The sequence below is a fragment of the Streptomyces sp. NPDC093109 genome (assembly GCF_040701725.1).
Taxonomy (GTDB): domain Bacteria; phylum Actinomycetota; class Actinomycetes; order Streptomycetales; family Streptomycetaceae; genus Streptomyces.
Genome location: NZ_JBFBEZ010000014.1, coordinates 89531 through 108614 on the forward strand (window position 1 = coordinate 89531; position 19084 = coordinate 108614).

Annotated in this window: 19 protein-coding genes; 7 read left to right on the top strand and 12 right to left on the bottom strand. The window is 70.2% G+C overall.

Going from position 1 to position 19084, the window contains the following annotated elements:
* Positions 1 to 23: 23 nt before the first annotated feature.
* A complete protein-coding gene (locus AB0389_RS16040) occupies positions 24 to 1229 on the top strand; it encodes an FAD-dependent monooxygenase (RefSeq protein ID WP_366396000.1) in 1206 nt (401 codons plus the stop codon).
* A gap of 11 nt (positions 1230 to 1240) precedes the next feature.
* On the opposite strand, the gene AB0389_RS16045 is transcribed toward AB0389_RS16040, so the two are convergent.
* From AB0389_RS16045 to AB0389_RS16055, 3 genes are all read right to left on the bottom strand, one after another.
* Positions 1241 to 1879, bottom strand: a complete 639-nt coding sequence (locus AB0389_RS16045; protein WP_366396001.1) for a class I SAM-dependent methyltransferase — start codon at positions 1877 to 1879, stop codon at positions 1241 to 1243.
* 196 nt (positions 1880 to 2075) lie between these two features.
* Complete coding sequence (locus tag AB0389_RS16050) at positions 2076 to 2606, bottom strand: YbjN domain-containing protein (protein WP_366396002.1); 531 nt, start codon at positions 2604 to 2606, stop codon at positions 2076 to 2078.
* 156 nt (positions 2607 to 2762) lie between these two features.
* Complete coding sequence (locus AB0389_RS16055; protein WP_366396003.1) at positions 2763 to 3515, bottom strand: SDR family oxidoreductase; 753 nt, start codon at positions 3513 to 3515, stop codon at positions 2763 to 2765.
* A 165-nt stretch (positions 3516 to 3680) separates the two neighbouring features.
* On the opposite strand from AB0389_RS16055, the gene AB0389_RS16060 reads away from it, so the two are divergent.
* Positions 3681 to 4328 (top strand): TetR/AcrR family transcriptional regulator, encoded by a 648-nt coding sequence (locus tag AB0389_RS16060; protein WP_366396004.1) that lies wholly within the window; start codon positions 3681 to 3683, stop codon positions 4326 to 4328.
* Between the two features lie 802 nt (positions 4329 to 5130).
* Here the strand turns inward: AB0389_RS16060 and AB0389_RS16065 are convergent.
* Positions 5131 to 5571, bottom strand: a complete 441-nt coding sequence (locus tag AB0389_RS16065) for a hypothetical protein (RefSeq protein ID WP_366396005.1) — start codon at positions 5569 to 5571, stop codon at positions 5131 to 5133.
* Between the two features lie 118 nt (positions 5572 to 5689).
* Here AB0389_RS16065 and AB0389_RS16070 point away from each other — a divergent pair, with 118 nt between their 5' ends.
* Positions 5690 to 6913: an AAA family ATPase gene (locus AB0389_RS16070; RefSeq protein ID WP_366396006.1), complete on the top strand. Its 1224-nt coding sequence runs from the start codon at positions 5690 to 5692 to the stop codon at positions 6911 to 6913.
* A 74-nt stretch (positions 6914 to 6987) separates the two neighbouring features.
* Positions 6988 to 7560, top strand: a complete 573-nt coding sequence (locus tag AB0389_RS16075) for a hypothetical protein (protein ID WP_366396007.1) — start codon at positions 6988 to 6990, stop codon at positions 7558 to 7560.
* Between the two features lie 64 nt (positions 7561 to 7624).
* On the opposite strand, the gene AB0389_RS16080 is transcribed toward AB0389_RS16075, so the two are convergent.
* Entirely contained in the window at positions 7625 to 8359 is a 735-nt protein-coding gene (locus tag AB0389_RS16080; RefSeq protein ID WP_366396008.1) for an SDR family oxidoreductase, read from the bottom strand.
* Between the two features lie 52 nt (positions 8360 to 8411).
* Positions 8412 to 11084 (bottom strand): ATP-dependent chaperone ClpB, encoded by a 2673-nt coding sequence (clpB, locus tag AB0389_RS16085; protein ID WP_366396009.1) that lies wholly within the window; start codon positions 11082 to 11084, stop codon positions 8412 to 8414.
* Between the two features lie 137 nt (positions 11085 to 11221).
* Here clpB and AB0389_RS16090 point away from each other — a divergent pair, with 137 nt between their 5' ends.
* A complete protein-coding gene (locus AB0389_RS16090; protein ID WP_366396010.1) occupies positions 11222 to 11629 on the top strand; it encodes a TIGR03618 family F420-dependent PPOX class oxidoreductase in 408 nt (135 codons plus the stop codon).
* A gap of 173 nt (positions 11630 to 11802) precedes the next feature.
* On the opposite strand, the gene AB0389_RS16095 is transcribed toward AB0389_RS16090, so the two are convergent.
* Together AB0389_RS16095 and AB0389_RS16100 are read right to left on the bottom strand one after the other, a co-directional pair.
* Positions 11803 to 12123, bottom strand: coding sequence for a (2Fe-2S)-binding protein (locus AB0389_RS16095; protein ID WP_114660598.1), 321 nt, complete (start codon positions 12121 to 12123; stop codon positions 11803 to 11805).
* Positions 12120 to 12359 carry a 5'-nucleotidase gene (locus AB0389_RS16100; protein WP_366396011.1) on the bottom strand — a complete coding sequence of 80 codons (240 nt, stop codon included), beginning with the start codon at positions 12357 to 12359 and terminating at the stop codon, positions 12120 to 12122. Before AB0389_RS16100 ends, AB0389_RS16095 begins: the two co-directional genes overlap by 4 nt.
* A 129-nt stretch (positions 12360 to 12488) precedes the next feature.
* Here AB0389_RS16100 and AB0389_RS16105 point away from each other — a divergent pair, with 129 nt between their 5' ends.
* Together AB0389_RS16105 and AB0389_RS16110 are read left to right on the top strand one after the other, a co-directional pair.
* Positions 12489 to 13472 carry a helix-turn-helix transcriptional regulator gene (locus tag AB0389_RS16105; RefSeq protein ID WP_366396012.1) on the top strand — a complete coding sequence of 328 codons (984 nt, stop codon included), beginning with the start codon at positions 12489 to 12491 and terminating at the stop codon, positions 13470 to 13472.
* A gap of 236 nt (positions 13473 to 13708) precedes the next feature.
* Positions 13709 to 14656, top strand: coding sequence for a LuxR C-terminal-related transcriptional regulator (locus AB0389_RS16110; protein WP_366396013.1), 948 nt, complete (start codon positions 13709 to 13711; stop codon positions 14654 to 14656).
* A gap of 89 nt (positions 14657 to 14745) precedes the next feature.
* Here AB0389_RS16110 and AB0389_RS16115 read toward each other — a convergent pair whose 3' ends face one another.
* From AB0389_RS16115 to dnaK, 4 genes are all read right to left on the bottom strand, one after another.
* Positions 14746 to 15222: a helix-turn-helix domain-containing protein gene (locus AB0389_RS16115; protein ID WP_366396014.1), complete on the bottom strand. Its 477-nt coding sequence runs from the start codon at positions 15220 to 15222 to the stop codon at positions 14746 to 14748.
* A gap of 4 nt (positions 15223 to 15226) precedes the next feature.
* The gene (gene dnaJ / locus AB0389_RS16120; protein WP_366396015.1) at positions 15227 to 16420 is read right to left on the bottom strand and encodes a molecular chaperone DnaJ; all 1194 of its coding nucleotides are present in this window, start codon (positions 16418 to 16420) and stop codon (positions 15227 to 15229) included.
* A gap of 66 nt (positions 16421 to 16486) precedes the next feature.
* Positions 16487 to 17137, bottom strand: a complete 651-nt coding sequence (gene grpE, locus AB0389_RS16125) for a nucleotide exchange factor GrpE (protein ID WP_366396016.1) — start codon at positions 17135 to 17137, stop codon at positions 16487 to 16489.
* Positions 17134 to 18999, bottom strand: coding sequence for a molecular chaperone DnaK (dnaK, locus tag AB0389_RS16130; protein ID WP_366396017.1), 1866 nt, complete (start codon positions 18997 to 18999; stop codon positions 17134 to 17136). The genes grpE and dnaK overlap by 4 nt, the downstream gene beginning before the upstream one ends.
* Between the last annotated feature and the right edge of the window lie 85 nt (positions 19000 to 19084).

Genomic DNA, 19084 nt, shown 5'->3' on the forward strand with positions numbered 1-19084 from the left:
CTGACCAGGGAAGGGCCCATCCCATGAACACAGAAGCCGAACAGCGCACCGTCCTCATCTCCGGCGCCAGCATCGCCGGCCCCGCGCTCGCCTACTGGCTCCACCGCTACGGCTTCCGCGTCACGGTCGTCGAAAAGGCCGACGCGGTACGTGGTGGCGGCTACCCCATCGACATCCGCGGCACCGCGCTGGAGGTGGTCACCCGCATGGGCCTGCTCCCGCGGCTCCGGGCGGCGCACGTCGACAGCCGCGAGATCACCTTCCTCGACGCCGACGGCGGCCGGGTGGCTTCCCTCCCGCCCGAGGAGATCACCGGCGGTGTCGAGGGCCGCGACCTCGAAGTACGTCGCGGTGATCTCGCCGACGTCCTCTACGACACCGTCCGCGAGGACGTCGAGTTCCTCTTCAACGACTCCATCGGCACCCTCCACGACCACGCCGGCGGTGTGGACGTGACCTTCCGCAACGGCGCCCGGCGCACCTTCGACCTGGTGATCGGCGCCGACGGGCTCCACTCGCACACCAGGAGCCTGGTCTTCGGCCCGGAGGAGCAGTACCACCGGTACCTCGGCTACTGCTTCGCCGGATTCACCCTGCCCAACCACCTCGGGCTCTCCCACAGCGCCCTGATGTGGAACGTCCCGGGCAGGTCCGCGGTCCTCTACGCCGTGGGCGACAGCGACCAGGTGCACGGCTTCCTCAACGTGATCCGGCCCGAACCGCCCTTCGCGGCCTTCCGCGACCCCGCCGCCCAACGCGACCTCGTGGCCGAGGCGTTCGCCGACGACAAGTGGGAGATCCCGCGCATGGTGGCCGCCATGCGCACCGCCGACGACCTGTTCTTCGACACCGTCAGCCAGATCCGCCTGCCCCACTGGTCCACCGGCAGGGTGGCCCTCGCGGGCGACGCCGCCCACGCCCCGTCCTTCCTCTCGGGGCAGGGGTCGAGCCTCGCGCTGGTCGGCGCGTACGTCCTCGCCGGTGAACTCGCCGCGCACCAGGGCCACTCGGCGGCCTTCGCCGCGTACGAGAACCGGATACGGGACTTCGTGAGCGTGAACCAGGCGCTCGCCGACACCGGCAGCACCACCATCCTGCCCCGTACGGCCGAAGAGCTGGCGCGGCGCAACAAGGCCCTGCGGGATCCCGCTCCCCTCGCGGGCGGCCGGGAACAGGGTGCGTACTCGGCGCTCACACTCCCCGACTACGAAGTCGGCGCCACCCGCTGACGGAGGGGCCGCTACCGCGCCCGCATCAGCAGATGCCCCCGGCGGAACCGCTCCCCCTCCCCGGGCTCGCGCAGCATCCGGCCGACCTCGACGAACCCGGCCTCCCCGGCCAGCCCGGCGAGGTCGTCGACGGGCCAGCGGTACGCCGTCGTCACCTTGTGGTCGAACGCCGTCACCGGACCGCCCTCGGACTCGAAGAAACCGAGCAGGAGCGTGCCGTCCACGGCCAGAACTCGGCGGAACTCGGCCAGATACGAAGGGAGTTCGCGCGGCGGTGCGTGGATGACCGAGTACCAGGACACGATGCCGCCCAGCCGGCCGTCGGCCATGTCCAGGGCGTCCATCGACCCGACATCGAACCGCAGGTCGGGGTACGCGGCGCGGGCCAGGCCGATCATCACCGGCGACAGGTCGACGCCGAACGCGTCCAGCCCCAGGCCACGCAGGTGCGCGGTCAGGTATCCGGGACCGCATCCCAGCTCGGCTACGGGCCCGGCGTCCGCGGTCCGCGCCAGTTCGGCGAACGCGGCGAGGATCGCGCGGTCCAGCGGAAGGGCGTCGAGGTGATCGCGGACGAGATCGGCGTAGCGCACGGCGATGGCGTCGTACGCGTCCGTGGTCGCGGAGAGGTGGGGCGGGAGTTCGGTCACGGGGGACGACCCTAGAGCGCGCGCACCCGCGACAGCCATCGCTTTCCGAGCGAGCGCGGACCGTACGACGCCATCGCCGCAAACGCAGAAAAAAACCGGCCGGGGACGCGATCTCAGCGATCGCGCCCCCGGCCGGACGGGCCGCGGTACGGCCCCGGCGACTCAGGCGGCTCAGCCTGCGTGGCTCAGACGTGGCTCAGACGTCCTCGGGCTTCTCGTCGCCCGGCTCCAGGTCGAACTGCTCGACGAGCCACTTGTCGAACTCGATCGAGGCGCGCACCCAGCTGACCGTGGATGACACAAAGTGCTCAAGGTTGACGCCCATGCCGATCAGCATCTGCGCCTCACCGATGAGCCGCACGGTCGGCGGACCGTCGCCCTCCTCGTGAACGTGCGTGTAGACCTTGGGCCACAGCGTGCGGCGGTTCCAGTCGTCGATCGCGTCCAGGATCTTGGACTTGTCGGTGACGGGGTGCGGGCGGTCGTAGAACGTCCGCACCGAGAAGACCTGCTGGTCGTCCTCGCCCCGGAACATGAAGTACGTCCGGAACTCCTCCCACGGCGCCGCGAGGTCGCCCTCGTCGTCGACGACGTACTTCAGCTCCATCTGCTCCAGGAGCTGCTTGACCAGGTCCTGGTCAGGGACGACGGGGCCCGCCGGTCCTGCACCCTGCGGTTGGGGCTGGCTGCCCCCGAAATTCGGAATCGAGGACGGGTCGATGCTCACCGTGAATTTCCCTTCGTACGGTTCCTGCCATCCTCCCCCATCCCGGGCCACGGGTGGCAACCCCATCCGCATCTCAACGGGTCACGGATTCGTCATCCGGCCCGTGAGCCGCTCAGCCCCGGTCCATGAGCCGCTCAGCCCCGGACCTTCGGCCGCTCAGTCCTGAGCCGTGGGCCGGACCACGATGTCGCCCACATCGACGCCGGGCGGCTGTTCGACGGCGAAGGCGATCGCGCGGGCGATGGCGTCCGGGGGGATGGCGATGCGGTCCCGCCGGTCGAGGATCCGGGCCTTCATCTCCGGATCCGTCATGGAGTCCGCGAAGTCCGTGTGGACGAAGCCCGGCGAGACGACGGTGACGCGCACACTGTCGCCGGCTTCCTGGCGCAGGCCCTCGGAGACGGTGCGTACGGCGTTCTTCGTGGCGGCGTACACCGCCTGGAGCGGGACGACGCGCAGGCCGGCGGTGGAGACGGTGTTCACGAAGTGGCCGGAGCCCTGCGCGCGGAAGACGGGGAGGGCGGCGGCGATTCCGTACAGCACGCCCTTGAAGTTGACGTCGATCATCTGCTCCCAGTCCTCGACGCGCAGGTCGTCGATCGGGGAGATCGGGCCGATTCCGGCGTTGCTGACGAGGACGTCGATCCGGCCGAAGCGGTCGAGGGCGAGCTGGACGAGGTCCGTCAGGTCCTGGCGCCGGGTGACGTCCGTACGGGCGTGGGCGGCTTCGCCGCCGGCCTGTTCGATACGGGCGGCGAGCGCCGACAGGCGCTCGTCCCGGCGCGCGCCGAGGACGATCTTCGCGCCGCGCTCGGCGAGCAGGAGGGCTGTCGCCTCGCCGATTCCGCTGCTGGCTCCGGTGATGACGACGACCTTGTCCTTGATCCCGGAGTCCATACCGGGATCCATACCGGGATCCGTCCCAGAATCCATACCCGAACCCGTTCCCGACATGGGGGGGCTCCCTTCCGTTTGCGGCGACGGCCAATGTAAGTGGCCTATCACAACGCTACAGTAAGAGAGCTATCACATCTACCGCGCCAGGCTCCAGGCCGGCTCCGAGGGGGACAGCCCATGACCACCACCGGTCCGGGAAGCGAGGGCAAGCCGCAGCGAGCCCGGTACCACCACGGCGACCTGCGCGCGGCGGTCATCGAGGCCAGCTTCGAACTGCTCGCGGAGTCCGGCCCGGCGGACTTCTCGGTGGCGCGGGTGGCACGGCGGCTCGGGGTGAGTACGGCGGCGCCGTACCGGCACTTCCCCGACCGCGACCATCTGATGGCCGCGGTGGCCACCCAGGCCGCCACCGAACTGACCGAGCACCTGCGGCAGGCCGCCGACCGCGCGGGTACGGATCCGGCCGAGCGGTTCGCCGCGATGGCGGGGGCGTACGTACGGTACGTGGGCGACCGGGGGGCCGGGTTCAACATCATCTTCGCCGCCGGGCTGGAGAAACTGCACGATGCCGCCCTGGCCGAGGCGGGGCGCGGGCTCACCGACCTGATGCTGGCGCTGGCCCTGCGGGCGACCGGCGGGGGCCCCGAGGCCGCCCTCGCGCTGCTGGAACACCAGGCGGCGGCCTCCCACGGCTACGCCATGCTCCACCTGGACGGCTTCTTCGCCCGCCGCCGCCCCGACATCGAAACGATCGCGGACCTCGCGGTCGCCGCCTCCCGTACGCTCCTGGCCGGGAACGGCGGCGGGCCGCCCCCGGACGCCTGAGCGCGCGCCCCCTCAGCGGCCCTCGGCGCCCCCTCAGCGACCCACGGCCGCCACCGAGCCACCCGCGGCCGCGCTCGCCACGCCCGCCGCGCTCGCCGCGCCCGCCGCGCTTGCCGCGCGGGAGACGGGCGTCCGGCGGAAGGCGGTAGGCGCGTACGGCGAGGCCGATGGTCCGGGTCAGCAGCATCGCGACGGCCATGAAGATCAGCCCGTCGGTGACAGCCGCGCCCGGGACCTGGTGGGTGACGCACCAGTCGGTCAGCTGCGCCGGGAACCAGTGCGCGGCGCCGTACGAGAAGGCCGCGCGGGCGCCGATGACCACGATCCACAGCGCCGCGTACGGCGCGCCCGCGCCGCTGACCGGCGCTCCGGTGTCCCCGGCGCGGTGGACGCGCATCAGCGCGAGGGCGGCCAGGCCGCACAGGACGCCCGCGGCGGCGCCGGCGAGTTCGAGGGTGAGGCCCGTTCCGTGGGTGACCGGCCGTGCGATGAAGAGCGGAACGATGGCGCCCGCCATGACGAGGGGACGCAGGATCCGCATCGGACCGATCCTGCGGGCCCGGCCGAGGTCGGTGTGCAACACGGCGGCCAGGACGGCGCCGTTGACGATCATCGCCTGGGTGAGTTCGGACAGCATGACGTGGCTCCTTGGATCGCGCCTTCCCCCTCACCCACCACGATCCGCGCGCACGCCCGCCACCGGATCGGAGCACGGGTGGATCTTCGACCCGACACCCCCACCCGGTCCTCCACCCGGTCCTCCACCTGGCCCCCTCCACCCACCGGCTGAGCCGCAGGCGCCTCAGGCGCGGTCCGTCACGCCACCCGCCCCGAGCCGCTCCGCCACTCGTCCGCGCAGCAGCTCGTACTCCTCCGCCCGCCGGGGCAGCCGGCCCGGCGGGCGCTGGACGGCCCGGGGCTCGCCCACCGTCTGGCCGCGCCGGAACTGGTCGCGGGTGAGGTCGATCTCGACGCCGCCCGGCAGCCGGTTCCACCAGTGGTAGCCGTGCTGTTCGGCACCGAGACGGACGTCCGCGACCAACAGGTCACCGCCGAATATGTCGTGCACGACCAGCGCCGTGATGTCGCACTGTCCCCACGCCGGGTTCTCCCCCGTCCAGGGGGCGCGCTCCACATCGTCCGGTGAACAGGTGTCGGCCGCCCAGCTCGCGCGCACGGCGCGCTCGATGTCCGCGAGTGTCCAGGACGCCGCGGCCTTCGGGTTTTCGTCCCCCGGTGTCATGGCATCCAGACTGCCACCCACCACTGACAACCGGCCCCGGGCCGCATATGGTCAGCCGGTGGACGGCCGGTTGGGCGACTTGCCCCACCTCGCGACCCTCAACCGATAGATTCATCCCATGCCCGGCCGCCTTCTGGAACTCCACGTCGAGAACTTCCGCAGTCTCCGTGACGTGACCATCCCCCTTGGTCCTCTGACCGTACTCGTGGGCCCGAACGGGGTGGGCAAATCGAACGTCCTGAAGGTCTTCGACTTCCTCGCCGCGATCATCAGAACCGACCTCCGCCCCGCACTCGATGAGCGTGGCGGGTTCGACGAAGTGAGTTTCTGGGGCGGCGAGAAGCCCCCGACGTCGATGAAAATCCGACTCAAGGCCACATGGACAACGCACGCGAGCGTCAAGGCTCCGGATGAGTACTCGCTGACTGTTCGCCGGCGCTCCGTGGCGAGCAACCGCGACTCCTACTCGCTGTCACGCCAGGAGGATTTCCGGTTCAAGCGCACCCAGGGCAGAGGGCGGCGCATCACCATCTCGGGCGGAGAGGCCCGCGTCGTCGACAAGAGGGCGGGGCGGGAGTCCGACGGCGGCAGATTCGGTATCCAGCGGCTGAGCAGCGGGCTGTCCACACTGCCCCGTCTGGGGCGTTCGGACGGCGGCGAGGAGGTCACTCGCGTCGCCGAACGGCTCTCTTCCTTCAGGGTGTTCGACGTGAACGTCTCGGCCGCGAGACAGCCCACGCGCACCCACTCCATCAGTGCCGGCCAGTTGGAGTCTCACGCGGAGAACCTGGCCGCGTTTCTGATCCAGCTGAGCACCGATGAGCACCGCTGGGAGCTGTTGACGAAGGACGCCCGACGGATTCTGCCCCAACTGGACGCCATCGAATTCGAACAGGTTGGTGGCTACGCCGACCAGCTCGCTGTAGTACTTCGCGAGCGTGGTCTGCGCCGCCCCACCCCGCTGGCCGACGCCTCGTTCGGCACGGTGCGGCTCCTGGGTCTGCTGGCCATGCTCTACGACCCGCACCCCCCGGCGCTCACCTGCGTCGAGGAGATCGACCACGGCCTGCACCCACAAGCCCTGGAACTCATTGTGGAGCGTCTGCGGGAGGCCTCCGAGCGGACACAGTTCATCGTGGCCACTCACTCACCGGCGCTGGTGGATCGCTTGGAGCCGCATGAATTCATCGTGTGTGACCGCGACGACAGCGGCGCTTCCATCATCCCGGCCCTGTCGACGGAAGAGATCGAGGAAATCGTCGCGGTAACAGGTGACCAGCCGCTCGGTGAGCTGTGGTTCTCCGGAGTGCTCGGGGGCGATCTGACGGAGGACGAGCTGTGAGCCGTAGGGGCATACACAGGGCGTCGAGCAAGGGCATCGTCGTCCTTGCCGGGGAGAGTTCGAACGACCGCCGCATGCTGGCTTCCTTCATCAGGGCCGCTCATCCCGGCCTGGCCGAGACCGTCAGCCTCACCGAGATCAGCGACCCGGTGCGACTCCGCAGGAAGTCGGGTGCCGAGCTGGAGACGGCAGCCCGCATTCTGGTCCGAAAGGCGCAGGGAAAGGCTCGGCTGAAAGCAGGTGAATTCGTGGGAATCGTGGTCCACGAGGACATGGACGCCTGTCCCGGCCCGGCCTACGACACGGCTCGACGAGCCGTCTCCTCCGCGCTTGCCAAGGCCGCTCCCTCCGCCAAATCCGTCTATGCCCTCGCCGCCGCCGAGTCCGAAGCATGGCTCCTGCTTTTCCCGGACGCGTTCCCCCTGCACCGGCCGTCGTGGAAGATTCCCCCACAATGGCGGGGAAGGGACACCGGACGGCGTCGGACCCCGAAGGAAGACCTCGAAGCACAGTTCACCAGCCCGCGCTTCAGGGAGAGCGACTGCCCTGAGATCGCCTCAAAAGCCTTGACTCAGGGACTGCTTGACACACCCCAGGGAACAAACCGCTCCTACAACGAATTCATCGAAGATCTGACCTCTTGGTGAAATTCACAGTCTTCGGGAAGTCACACCAGCGCCCCGTCCCCGCGCAAAGGCCGCCCCCCCCCACTCAGCGCCCGCCCGCCACCCGCAGGATCGTGCCCGTCGTGTACGAGGCGTCTGCCGAGAGCAGCCAGGAGACGGCGCCCGCGATCTCGGACGGCTGGCCCGCGCGGCCCAGTGGGATGCCGGCGGCGAGTTTCTCCGGGCGTTGGGGGTCGGCGTGGAACTCGGTCCAAATGACGCCGGGGGCAACCGCGTTGACGCGGATGCCGGCCGCCGCGACCTCCTTCGAGAGGCCGATGGTCATCGTGTCGACGGCGCCCTTGGCCGCCGCGTAGTGCACGTACTCCCCCGGGCTGCCGAGCGTGGCGGCGGCCGAGGAGATGTTGACGATGGCGCCGCCGCCGGTGCGGGTCATGTCGCGGATCGCGCGCCTCGCGCAGAGCAGGTAGCCGACGACGTTGACGTCCAGGGCCCGGCGGATGCCCGCCGCGTCCGCGTCGGCGAGCGGGCCGACGGGGCCGCTGACCCCGGCGTTGTTCACCAGGCCCGTGACCGGGCCGAGTTCGGCCGCCGCCGTCTCGAAAAGACGGTCGACGTCCGCCTCGTCGGCGGTGTCGACCCGTACGGCCGTACACCGCCCGCCCGCCTTCCGTACCGCCTCGGCGACGGCCTCCGCCGCCGCCTCGTCGGAGTGGTACCCGAGCGCGACATGGTGGCCGTCGGCCGCGAGCCGCTCGCAGATGGCGGCGCCGATGCCCCGGCTGCCGCCCGTGACGACTGTGACCAACTGCTCGCTCATGCGTACTCCACACCGTTGGCCATCGGCCTTTGAACGTTCGAACGAATGAACCCTACGGCGTCTTCTCCAACGACGTCGGCCCCACCGGAGGCATCGGCCCCGAAGACCCCGCCGGCCCCGCCGGCCCCGCCGGCCCCGCCCCCACGATCAGCCCGTCCTCCGGCCGCTCGCCCGCCCGGTCCACCCGTACCGTGTCCCCGTCCCTGATCTCCCCCGCCAGGATCTCCTTCGCCAGCTGGTCCCCGATCGCCGTCTGCACCAGCCGCCGCAGCGGACGGGCCCCGTACGCCGGGTCGTTGCCCTCGTCCGCGAGCCACTCCAGCGCCGCCGGGGTGACCTCCAGCGTCAGCCGGCGCTCGGCCAGCCGCTTGGCCAGGCGCTCGATCTGGAGGCCCGCGATATGGGCGAGTTCGTCGCGCGACAGGGCCGAGAAGACGACCAGGTCGTCGAGGCGGTTGAGGAACTCGGGCTTGAAGGACGCCCGTACGGTCTGGAGGACCTGCTCCTTCTTGCGCTCCGGGGTCGACAGCGGATCCACCAGGTACTGGCTGCCCAGGTTGGACGTCAGCACCAGGATGGTGTTGCGGAAGTCGACCGTCCGCCCCTGGCCGTCGGTGAGCCGGCCGTCGTCCAGCACCTGGAGCAGGACGTCGAAGACCTCCGGGTGCGCCTTCTCGACCTCGTCCAGCAGGACCACGCTGTACGGGCGCCGGCGCACCGCCTCCGTCAGCTGGCCGCCCTCCTCGTACCCGACGTATCCGGGCGGCGCGCCGACCAGCCTCGCCACCGAGTGCTTCTCGCCGTACTCGCTCATGTCGATACGGACCATGGCGCGCTCGTCGTCGAAGAGGAAGTCCGCGAGCGCCTTCGCCAGCTCGGTCTTGCCGACGCCGGTCGGGCCGAGGAAGAGGAAGGAGCCGGTGGGCCGGTCCGGGTCGGCGATGCCCGCGCGGGAGCGGCGTACGGCGTCGGAGACGGCCTGTACGGCCTCGGACTGGCCGATCAGGCGGCGGCCCAGCTCCTGCTCCATCCGCAGCAGCTTCTGTGTCTCGCCCTCCAGCAGCCGGCCGGCCGGGATGCCGGTCCAGGAGCCGACCACGTCCGCGATGTCGTCCGGGCCGACCTCGTCCTTGACCATCGTGTCCTTGGATGCCTCCTGCTCGGCCTCGGAGGCCACCTCCAGCTCCCGTTCGAGGCCGGGGATCTCGCCGTACAGCAGCTTGGAGGCGGTGTCGAAGTCGCCGTCGCGCTGGGCGCGTTCGGCCTGGCCGCGCAGTTCGTCGAGGCGTTCCTTCAGCGCGCCGACCCGGTTGAGGCCCTGCTTCTCCTTCTCCCAGCGCGCGTTGAGGCCGCGCAGCTCCTCCTCGCGGTCGGCGAGGTCGCGGCGCAGCTTCTCCAGGCGCTGTTTGGAGGCGGGGTCGGACTCGTTCTTGAGGGCCAGTTCCTCCATCCGCAGGCGGTCGACGGAGCGCTGGAGTTCGTCGATCTCGACGGGCGAGGAGTCGATCTCCATACGGAGCCGGGAGGCGGCCTCGTCGACGAGGTCGATGGCCTTGTCGGGGAGGAAGCGGGAGGTGATGTAGCGGTCGGAGAGGGTGGCGGCGGCGACCAGGGCCGCGTCGGCGATCTGCACCTTGTGGTGGGCCTCGTAACGGCCCTTGAGTCCGCGCAGGATCGCGATGGTGTCCTCGACGGAGGGCTCGGCGACGAGGACCTGCTGGAAGCGGCGCTCCAGCGCGGCGTCCTTCTCGATGCGTTCGCGGTACTCGTCGAGGGTGGTCGCGCCGACCATGCGCAGTTCGCCGCGGGCGAGCATGGGCTTGAGCATGTTGCCCGCGTCCATGGCTGAGTCGCCGCCGGCGCCCGCGCCGACGACGGTGTGCAGTTCGTCAATGAAAGTGATGATCTGACCGTCGCTGCCCTTGATCTCGGACAGTACGGTCTTCAGCCGCTCCTCGAACTCGCCCCGGTACTTCGCGCCGGCCACCATCGCGCCGAGATCCAGCGAAACCAGCCGCTTGTTGCGCAGCGACTCCGGCACGTCGCCCTTGACAATGCGCTGCGCGAGGCCCTCGACCACGGCGGTCTTACCGACGCCGGGCTCCCCGATCAGCACCGGGTTGTTCTTCGTACGGCGCGACAGCACCTGGACGACGCGGCGGATCTCCTGGTCGCGGCCGATGACCGGGTCGAGCTTGCCCTCGCGCGCGGCGGCGGTGAAGTCGGTGCCGAACTTCTCCAGCGCCTTGTACTGGCCCTCCGGGTCCGCCGTGGTCACCCGGCGCCCGCCACGCGCCTTCTCGAACGCGTCGAGCAGCTTCTCGGCGGCGGCGCCGCGCTCCGCGAGCACCGCGCCCGCCTGGCCGCCCTTCGCGGCGATGCCGATGAGCAGGTGCTCGGTGGACACGTACTCGTCGCCCAGCTCCCTGGCCCGGCGCGCCGCGTCCGTGAGGACGGCGAGCAGCTCCCGGTTGGGCTGCGGCGGCGCGACGGTCGACCCCGTCACGCTGGGCTCGGCGGCGAGCAGCCGCTCGGCGGCGGACCGTACGGCGGCCTGGTCCGCGTCGACGGCGGCCAGCAGGTCGGTGACGTTCTCGTTGTCCTCGCCCGCCAGCAGCGCGAGCAGTAGATGCGCGGGGGTCAGATCGGGGTGTCCGGCCGCCACCGCGCGGCTGGTGGCCGCGTTGATCGCGTCCCGGCTCTTGTTCGTCAGCTCGGCGTCCACTGCGCTCTCTCCTCACCTGTGCGTAAACCTGGTGCGCTCCCGTACGGGTAATCCCGGCCCGGGACTCACCCTGACTCTCACAGCATGCGCAAAGTTGAGTCTATTCCACTCAAGGGGGATCGCCCTACGCTTTCGGCATGGCTCATGACGTACGCGCCCCCAGTCCCGATCTTCTCGCGTTCTGGCGCGAGCACCACCTGTGCACCCTGACGACCCTGCGGCCGGACGGCAGCCCGCACGTGGTCCCGGTGGGGGTGACGTACGACCCGGAGACCGGGATCGCGCGCGTGATCACGAACAAGAACAGCCGCAAGGTCGCCAACATCCTGGCGGCGGCCGGCCCGGAGGCCCCCAGGGTCGCCGTGTGCCAGGTCAAGAAGGGCTACTGGTCGACGCTGGAGGGCCGGGCCACGGTCCGTACGGAGGCGGACGCCGTCGCGGACGCGGAGCGCCGTTACGAGGAGCGGTACGGCCGCGTCCCGACCCCCAACCCGGACCGGGTCGTCATCGAGATCACGCTGGACCGGGCGATCGGCCGCGGCTGAGCCCGCGGTGGGCACAGAGAGGCCCGGGCACGGCGGGGCGGCTCCGGACGGGGGCCGTCCGGGCGCTCCGCGCCGTACCCGGGCAGCACAGCGGCGCCATCGAGTTTCAGGTCCACGATGGCGCCGCTGTGTGGGGGAAGCGTCTGAGCGATTTACAACGACGGGGGAATCGCTCAGGCGCTGCGGGGGGTGGCGATGGTGGTTCTTGGTCCGACCAGCTGGTGATCACGCTGGTCGAGGTTGACGAAGATCATGTCGTATCGGATGGCACACCGGACGGGGCGTGGGGCCCCTCGCGGCCTGCGAAGGCAACGGTAGGCACGGACGTCCTCGTCGTCCTCGCGCACGACGACGACCGGCTCCCCGAAGAGAGTGACCATCAACGAGTCACCCCGGTGCGGGATGGCCGTGACCAGATCGATGAAGTGCCACCCCGACCGGTAGGCCGTGGCCATCTCGCGCCGGAAGACCCGGTCGTCCGGCGGGACGGTCATGCGTTTGTATTGGTCGGCGCTGTCCAGGCGATGTCGCCGTCCTGAACGGAGTTCCACGCGATGTCGCCCGACGCCGCTGCCCGAACGTTCCATGCGATGTCGCCCGGCGCCTCGGCCTGCGTGGTGGTTCCGGCAGGCGCGTTCCAAGCGATGTCCCCGCCGACGGCCAGCGCACCGAAGGCCAGAGCCGCAGAGAAAGCAGTGGCTACCACTGCGCGAAGCATTCTCTTGTACATAGTCGGCTTCGTCCTCACTTGATGGATTCCTCTCCCCCGCCATCTGAACGATGTCCTATCCGGACACGTCAACACCACCGGGACGAGGCATCATGTTCCTGCATGTTCAAGACCCTGGGGGGTGGAGCTATGACCACAAACGACGCAAAACAGACGCATCCCCACCCCGTCACCGAGTTGTGCGATGACGGGAAAAGGCTTTACGCCAGCGCACTGCGCTCGGGACGCATCACCCGCAGCGAGGCCCAGCAGGCCCCCTGCCTGATGGAATTCCCTCTGCTGCATCCGGATCCGGACGACTCCGACTGGCTGCGCCCGGTCCCGCCGTCCGCCGCTCTCGCACAGCGCCTCAACCCGGTCGAGCGGGAGATCCAGGAGCGCCGGCACTTCGCCATCGAGCTGACCGACGCTTTCGAGCCGTTCATGAACATCACCGCCCAGGATCCGCCCACCACACACGCGATCACCGTCCTGGAGGGCGACAGCCGGATCAACGCCGCGCTCGACCTCTCCACGGCCGAGTGCCGGATCGAGGTCCTCACCGTCCAGCCGGGCGGGGGCCGCAGCGAGCACTCGCTCTCCCAGGCCCTGGAGCGCGGCCGTACGGTGGTGGACCGGGGCGTCAGCATCCGCACGCTGTACCAGCACACGGTCCGGCACAGCCAGGGCACCATGGCCTACGCGGAGCGGCTGGCCGAGGACGAGATGGAGATCCGCACACTGGAGGAGCTGACCGAGCGGCTGATCATCTTCGACCGCACCGTCGCGTACATCCCCGCCCGTTCCGACCGGCAGGTCGCCCTCGAACTCCGCCACCCGGGGCTCGTCGACTATCTGGCCCAGGTCTTCGAACTGCTCTGGCGCCGGGCCACCCCCCTGACCGAGCAGGTCGCGTACGAGCCGACGCCCGACGGCATCACGGGCGTCCAGCGGTCCATCGCGAAGCTGCTCATCGAGGGGTACGTGGACGAGGCCATCGCCCGCCGGCTGGGGATGAACGTACGGACCTGCCGCGCCCACATCGCCAAGCTCGCCACCACCCTCGGCAGCGGCAGCCGCGCGCAGCTCGGCTATCTCATCGCCCACTCGCAGATCCTGGACCAGGACGGCTGAGCGCCCACGAAAGTGACTCGTTTCCACAACCGGCTCTCACTCCGCCCACGAGGTGCCGACTCGTCGCGCCGGGCCCGGCGGCGACCCCCGTACGCCACCGGCCCTCTCCACCCTGCGCGTTCGGCCCGTACCGTTCAAGCGACAAGCGCCTGCACTCATGTGCGCTGCGGAATCGTGCAGGGATCAAACGAAGGGGATGGAACATAACGTCGCGCGAGAACACGACCCTCCACACCGTGCCGTCACCCGACCTGTCGGCGGAGGCCCGCACCCTGCTGCGCAGGCTCGTCCAGGGTGAACACGTCGACGGCTCCGCACCCGGGTGCGCCGAGCTGGCCGCGCTCGGGCTGGCCGTGCACGACCCGCACCACGGGCGGTGGAGCGCGGCCGACCTCTACCACGCCGAACAGACGGCCCTGGCGCGGGAACGCGCCGCCATCGCGCACCATCTGCGCCGCATGGAGCAGATGTCCGAGCTGCACCGGCAGATGCGGAACGCCGAACTGCCCAGCGGAAACGGCGTCGAGTTCCTCGGCCGCCACGAACTCGTCACCGCGGCCATCACCCAGGCGATGGACTCGGCGAAGAGCACGATCCGCACGGCGCAACCCGGCAACCGAAGAGCCGAGACGCTGCGCAGTGCCGCCGTCTCCGACCTCGCGATCCTCCGGCGCGGGATCTCCTACCACACGCTCTATCCGGACACGGCGCGCTCCAGGGCCGGTGAGCAGGAGTGGGTCGCGAAGATGAGCGCGCACGGCGCGGAGATACGGACCCTCGCGACCGGCTTCCAGCGCATGATCCTGGTGGACCGCAATTTCGCCGTCGTCACGGACCACCGGGCCGACGCGGGCAGGGACGCCGCCTTCCGCGTCACCCACCCCGGCATGGTGGCCCTGCTCCACCACATCTACGAACAGCAGTGGGAGCGCGCCGAGCCGTGGACCGGAGGCCGGTTCAGGCGGCGTGAGGAGACGCTCACCACGAGCAGGTCCCGGCGCATCCTCAACAAGCTCAGGGAGGGCCGTACGCTCAAGCAGATCGCCACCGAGCTGGGAGTCAGCCTGCGGACCGTCAACAGCGACCTGAACAAGCTGTACGAGGCCGTGGGCGTCGACACGATGTTCGCGCTCGGCGCGTGGTGGAGCTCGGAGGCGGCGGCCGAGGAACGGAAACTGGGCTGAGGAACGGCCCCGAGCGCGCCGTGGAGCCGCGCGGCACGCGAAAGCGGGGCCCGGGCCGCCCGGCCCCGGCCCCGCCCCGCACAGGCGCGTCAGTCCGTCGGCGGACGCTTCGGCCGCCACACCACCAGCGCGCTCGCCTGCTGCACGTCCTGGTACGGCACCAGGTCCCGGCGGTACGAGGCGTGCACCTGTGCCTCGCGCTGCCGCATCGCCGCCGCCGCGCCGTCGACCGCCGAGGACAGCTCGGCGATGCGCGACTGGAGCGCGGCCACCTGGTTCTCCAGCTCGATGATGCGCTTGATGCCGGCGAGGTTGATGCCCTCGTCCTGCGACAGCTGCTGCACCTGCCGGAGCAGCTCGATGTCGCGGGCCGAGTAGCGGCGCCCGCGGCCCGCCGTACGGTCCGGGGAGACCAGCCCGAGCCGGTCGTACTGCCTGAGGGTCTGCGGATGCAGCCCGGAGAGCTGGGCCGCCACCGAGATGACGTAGACCGGGGTCTCCTCGGTCAGCTGGTAGGGCCCGCCGAACGCCGCTGAGGGCTGCCGTCGCCGCCCGTCCCTGTCCATCGGGTCATGCTCCCTTCGCCGCCTGGAACAGCTCCGCCCGCGGATTCTCGTCCGCGGTCGCCTTCCGGTATGCCTCCAGCGCGTCGCGTGCCTCGGCGCCCAGATCCTTGGGCACCACGACCTCGACGGTGACCAGCAGGTCGCCGCGGCTGCCGTCCTTGCGCACGGCACCCTTGCCACGGGCCCGCATCGTACGGCCGTTGGGCGTGCCCGCGGGCAGTTTCAGCGTCACCGGGGGCCCGCCCAGGGTCGGCACCTTCACCTCGCCGCCGAGCGCCGCCTCCGCGAAGGTGACGGGCACGGTGACCGTGAGGTTGTCGTCCCTGCGGCCGAAGACCGGGTGGGCGTCGACATGGACGACGACATACAGATCGCCGTTCGGGCCGCCGCGCTCGCCCGGCGCGCCCTTGCCGCGCAGCCGGATCCGCTGGCTGTCGCTGACGCCCGCCGGGATCCGTACCTGCATGGTCCGCGAGGACCTGGCGCGCCCGCTGCCCTTGCAGACGTCGCACGGGTCCTGGGCGATCAGCCCGCGGCCCTTGCAGTCCACACACGGGTCGGTCAGCGAGAAACCGCCGCCGGAGCCGCGCGACACCTGTCCGGTGCCCACACAGGTCGGGCAGACCCGCGGGGTGCCGTTCTTGTCGCCCGTGCCCGAACACGCCTTGCAGGGCGCCTGGCTGGACATCCGCAGCGGGACCGTGGCCCCGTCGACCGCCTCGCTGAAGCTGAGCGTGACCTCGGACTCGATGTCCTGGCCACGGCGCGGCTGGGTGCGCGTACCGGGACCGCCGCCCCGGTTGAACAGCCCGCCGAAGACGTCCCCGAGTCCGCCACCGAAGCCGCCGGCGCCGGGTCCGCCCTGCGGACCGCCGGCCTGGCCGCCGCCGAAGAGGTCGCCCAGGTCGAAGTTGAAGTTGCCGTTGCCGCCCGCGCCGGGCCCCGGGCGGAAGCCGCCGTTGCCGAACAGCGAGCGCGCCTCGTCGTACTCCTTGCGCCGCTTGGGGTCGCCGAGGACGTCGTTCGCCTCGGAGATCTCCTTGAAGCGCTCCTCGGCCTTCGAGTCGCCCTTGTTGGCGTCCGGGTGGAACTCGCGGGCGAGCTTCCGGTACGCCTTCTTGATCTCGGCCTCGGTGGCGTCCTTGGGGACGCCGAGAACCTTGTAGTAGTCCTTCTCCACGAAGTCCTTGGTGCTCATTCCCGACGTCCCTCCTCTCCGCCTTCACCTGCACAACCCTCGCGACTGCCGCTGTGCGGCACCGCGTCAGCCCTCCTCAGGGCCACCGTTCTCCTCGTCCTTGCCCGCCTGCTCGTCCTTGGGCTGGGCCCCGGGCTGGGGCTCCGCGACCGCGACCCGGGCCGGCCGGATCGTCCGCTCGCCGAACCGGTACCCCGGCTGGAGGATCGCGACGCACGTCGTCTCTGTGACGTCCGGCGCGTACGAGTGCATCAGGGCCTCGTGGATCGTCGGGTCGAAGGGCTCGCCCTCCGTACCGAACTGCTGGAGTCCCAGCTTGACCGTGACCGCTTCCAGCGACTCGGCGACCGACTTGAACCCGCCGACCAGCTCCTCGTGGTCGCGTGCCCGGCCGATGTCGTCGAGGACCGGCAGCAGTTCGGTCAGCAGGCTCGCGACGGCGATCTCCTTGACCGTGACGCGGTCCCGCTCCACCCTGCGGCGGTAGTTCTGGTACTCGGCCTGGAGCCGCTGGAGGTCGGCCGTGCGCTCGTGGAGCGCCGTACGGACCTGGTCCAGCTGAGCTGTCAGGGCTACGTCATGTACGTCCCCGGCCGGGGCCGCCGGCCCGGACTCCTTGACGGAGTCGGGCTCGGCGGCCTTCGGCGTGGCGTCTTCGGGACTGGCGCCGGAGGGAACGTCGGGCTTCTCGTCAAAGCCCGGGGTCTCCTCCGTCACACCGCACCGTCCTTCTTCGGCTTCTCGTCGTCAACGATCTCGGCGTCGACGACGTCGTCGTCGGCCTGGCCGCCCTGCGCCTGACCGGCACCGGCAGCGCCCTCGGCACCGGCGGCGGCACCGGACGCCTGGGCGTCCGCGTACATCGCCTGGCCGAGCTTCTGGGAGACGGCCGCGACCTTCTCCGTGGCGGTGCGGATCTCGGCGGTGTCCTCGCCCTTGAGCTTCTCCTTCAGGTCCACGATCGCCGTCTCGACCTCGGCCTTGACGTCACCCGGGACCTTGTCCTCGTTGTCCTTGAGGAACTTCTCCGTCTGGTAGACGAGCTGTTCGGCCTGGTTGCGGGTCTCGGCGGCCTCGCGGCGGCGGTGGTCCTCGTCCGCGTACTGCTCGGCCTCTTCGCGCATCCGGTTGACCTCGTCCTTCGGCAGCGAGGAGCCACCGGTGACGGTCATCTTCTGCTCCTTGCCGGTACCGAGGTCCTTCGCGGCCACGTGCATGATGCCGTTGGCGTCGATGTCGAAGGCGACCTCGATCTGCGGCACGCCGCGCGGGGCGGGCGGCAGACCGGTCAGCTCGAACATACCGAGCTTCTTGTTGTACGCGGCGATCTCGCGCTCGCCCTGGTACACCTGGATCTGCACGGACGGCTGGTTGTCCTCGGCCGTCGTGAAGATCTCGGAGCGCTTGGTCGGGATCGTCGTGTTGCGCTCGATGAGCTTCGTCATGATGCCGCCCTTGGTCTCAATGCCCAGGGACAGCGGGGTGACGTCGAGCAGCAGGACGTCCTTGACCTCACCCTTCAGCACACCGGCCTGGAGCACGGCGCCGATGGCGACGACCTCGTCCGGGTTGACGCCCTTGTTGGCGTCACGGCCGCCGGTCAGCTCCTTGACGAGCTCGGCGACGGCGGGCATACGCGTCGAACCACCGACGAGCACCACGTGGTCGATCTCGGACAGCTGGATGCCGGCGTCCTTGATGACGTTGTGGAACGGGGTCTTGCAGCGCTCCAGCAGGTCCGCGGTCAGCTGCTGGAACTGAGACCGGGTGATCTTCTCGTCCAGGTGCAGCGGGCCCTCGGCGGACGCCGTGATGTACGGGAGGTTGATCGTGGTCTCGGAGGACGACGACAGCTCGATCTTCGCCTTCTCCGCGGCCTCGCGGAGACGCTGGAGAGCCATCTTGTCCTTGGACAGGTCCACGCCGTGACCGTTGGCGAACTGCTTCACCAGGAACTCGACGAGGCGCTGGTCCCAGTCGTCACCACCGAGGTGGTTGTCACCGTTGGTGGCCTTCACCTCGACGACGCCGTCACCGATCTCCAGGAGCGACACGTCGAAGGTGCCGCCACCGAGGTCGAAGACCAGGATCGTCTGGTCGTCCTTGTCGAGGCCGTACGCCAGCGCGGCGGCCGTCGGCTCGTTGACGATACGCAGGACGTTGAGGCCCGCGATCTCACCGGCCTCCTTGGTGGCCTGGCGCTCCGAGTCGTTGAAGTACGCCGGGACGGTGATCACCGCGTCGGTGACCTTCTCGCCCAGGTACGCCTCGGCGTCCCGCTTCAGCTTCTGCAGCACGAAGGCCGACATCTGCTGCGGGTTGAAGTCCTTGCCGTCCAGGTTGATCTTCCAGTCGGTGCCCATGTGGCGCTTGACCGACCGGATGGTCCTGTCGACGTTCGTGACTGCCTGGCGCTTGGCGACCTCGCCGACGAGCACCTCGCCGTTCTTGGCGAAGGCGACGACGGACGGCGTGGTCCTGGCGCCCTCTGCGTTGGTGATGACGGTGGGCTCGCCGCCTTCGAGAACGCTGACGACGGAGTTAGTCGTGCCCAGGTCGATGCCGACCGCACGTGCCATTTCGATTCCTCCAGCTGACTTGAGTGGAACAGGCTCAAGGATGCCTCACGGATTCCGGGGCGTCAACAGACCTGAGTCGGTGTGG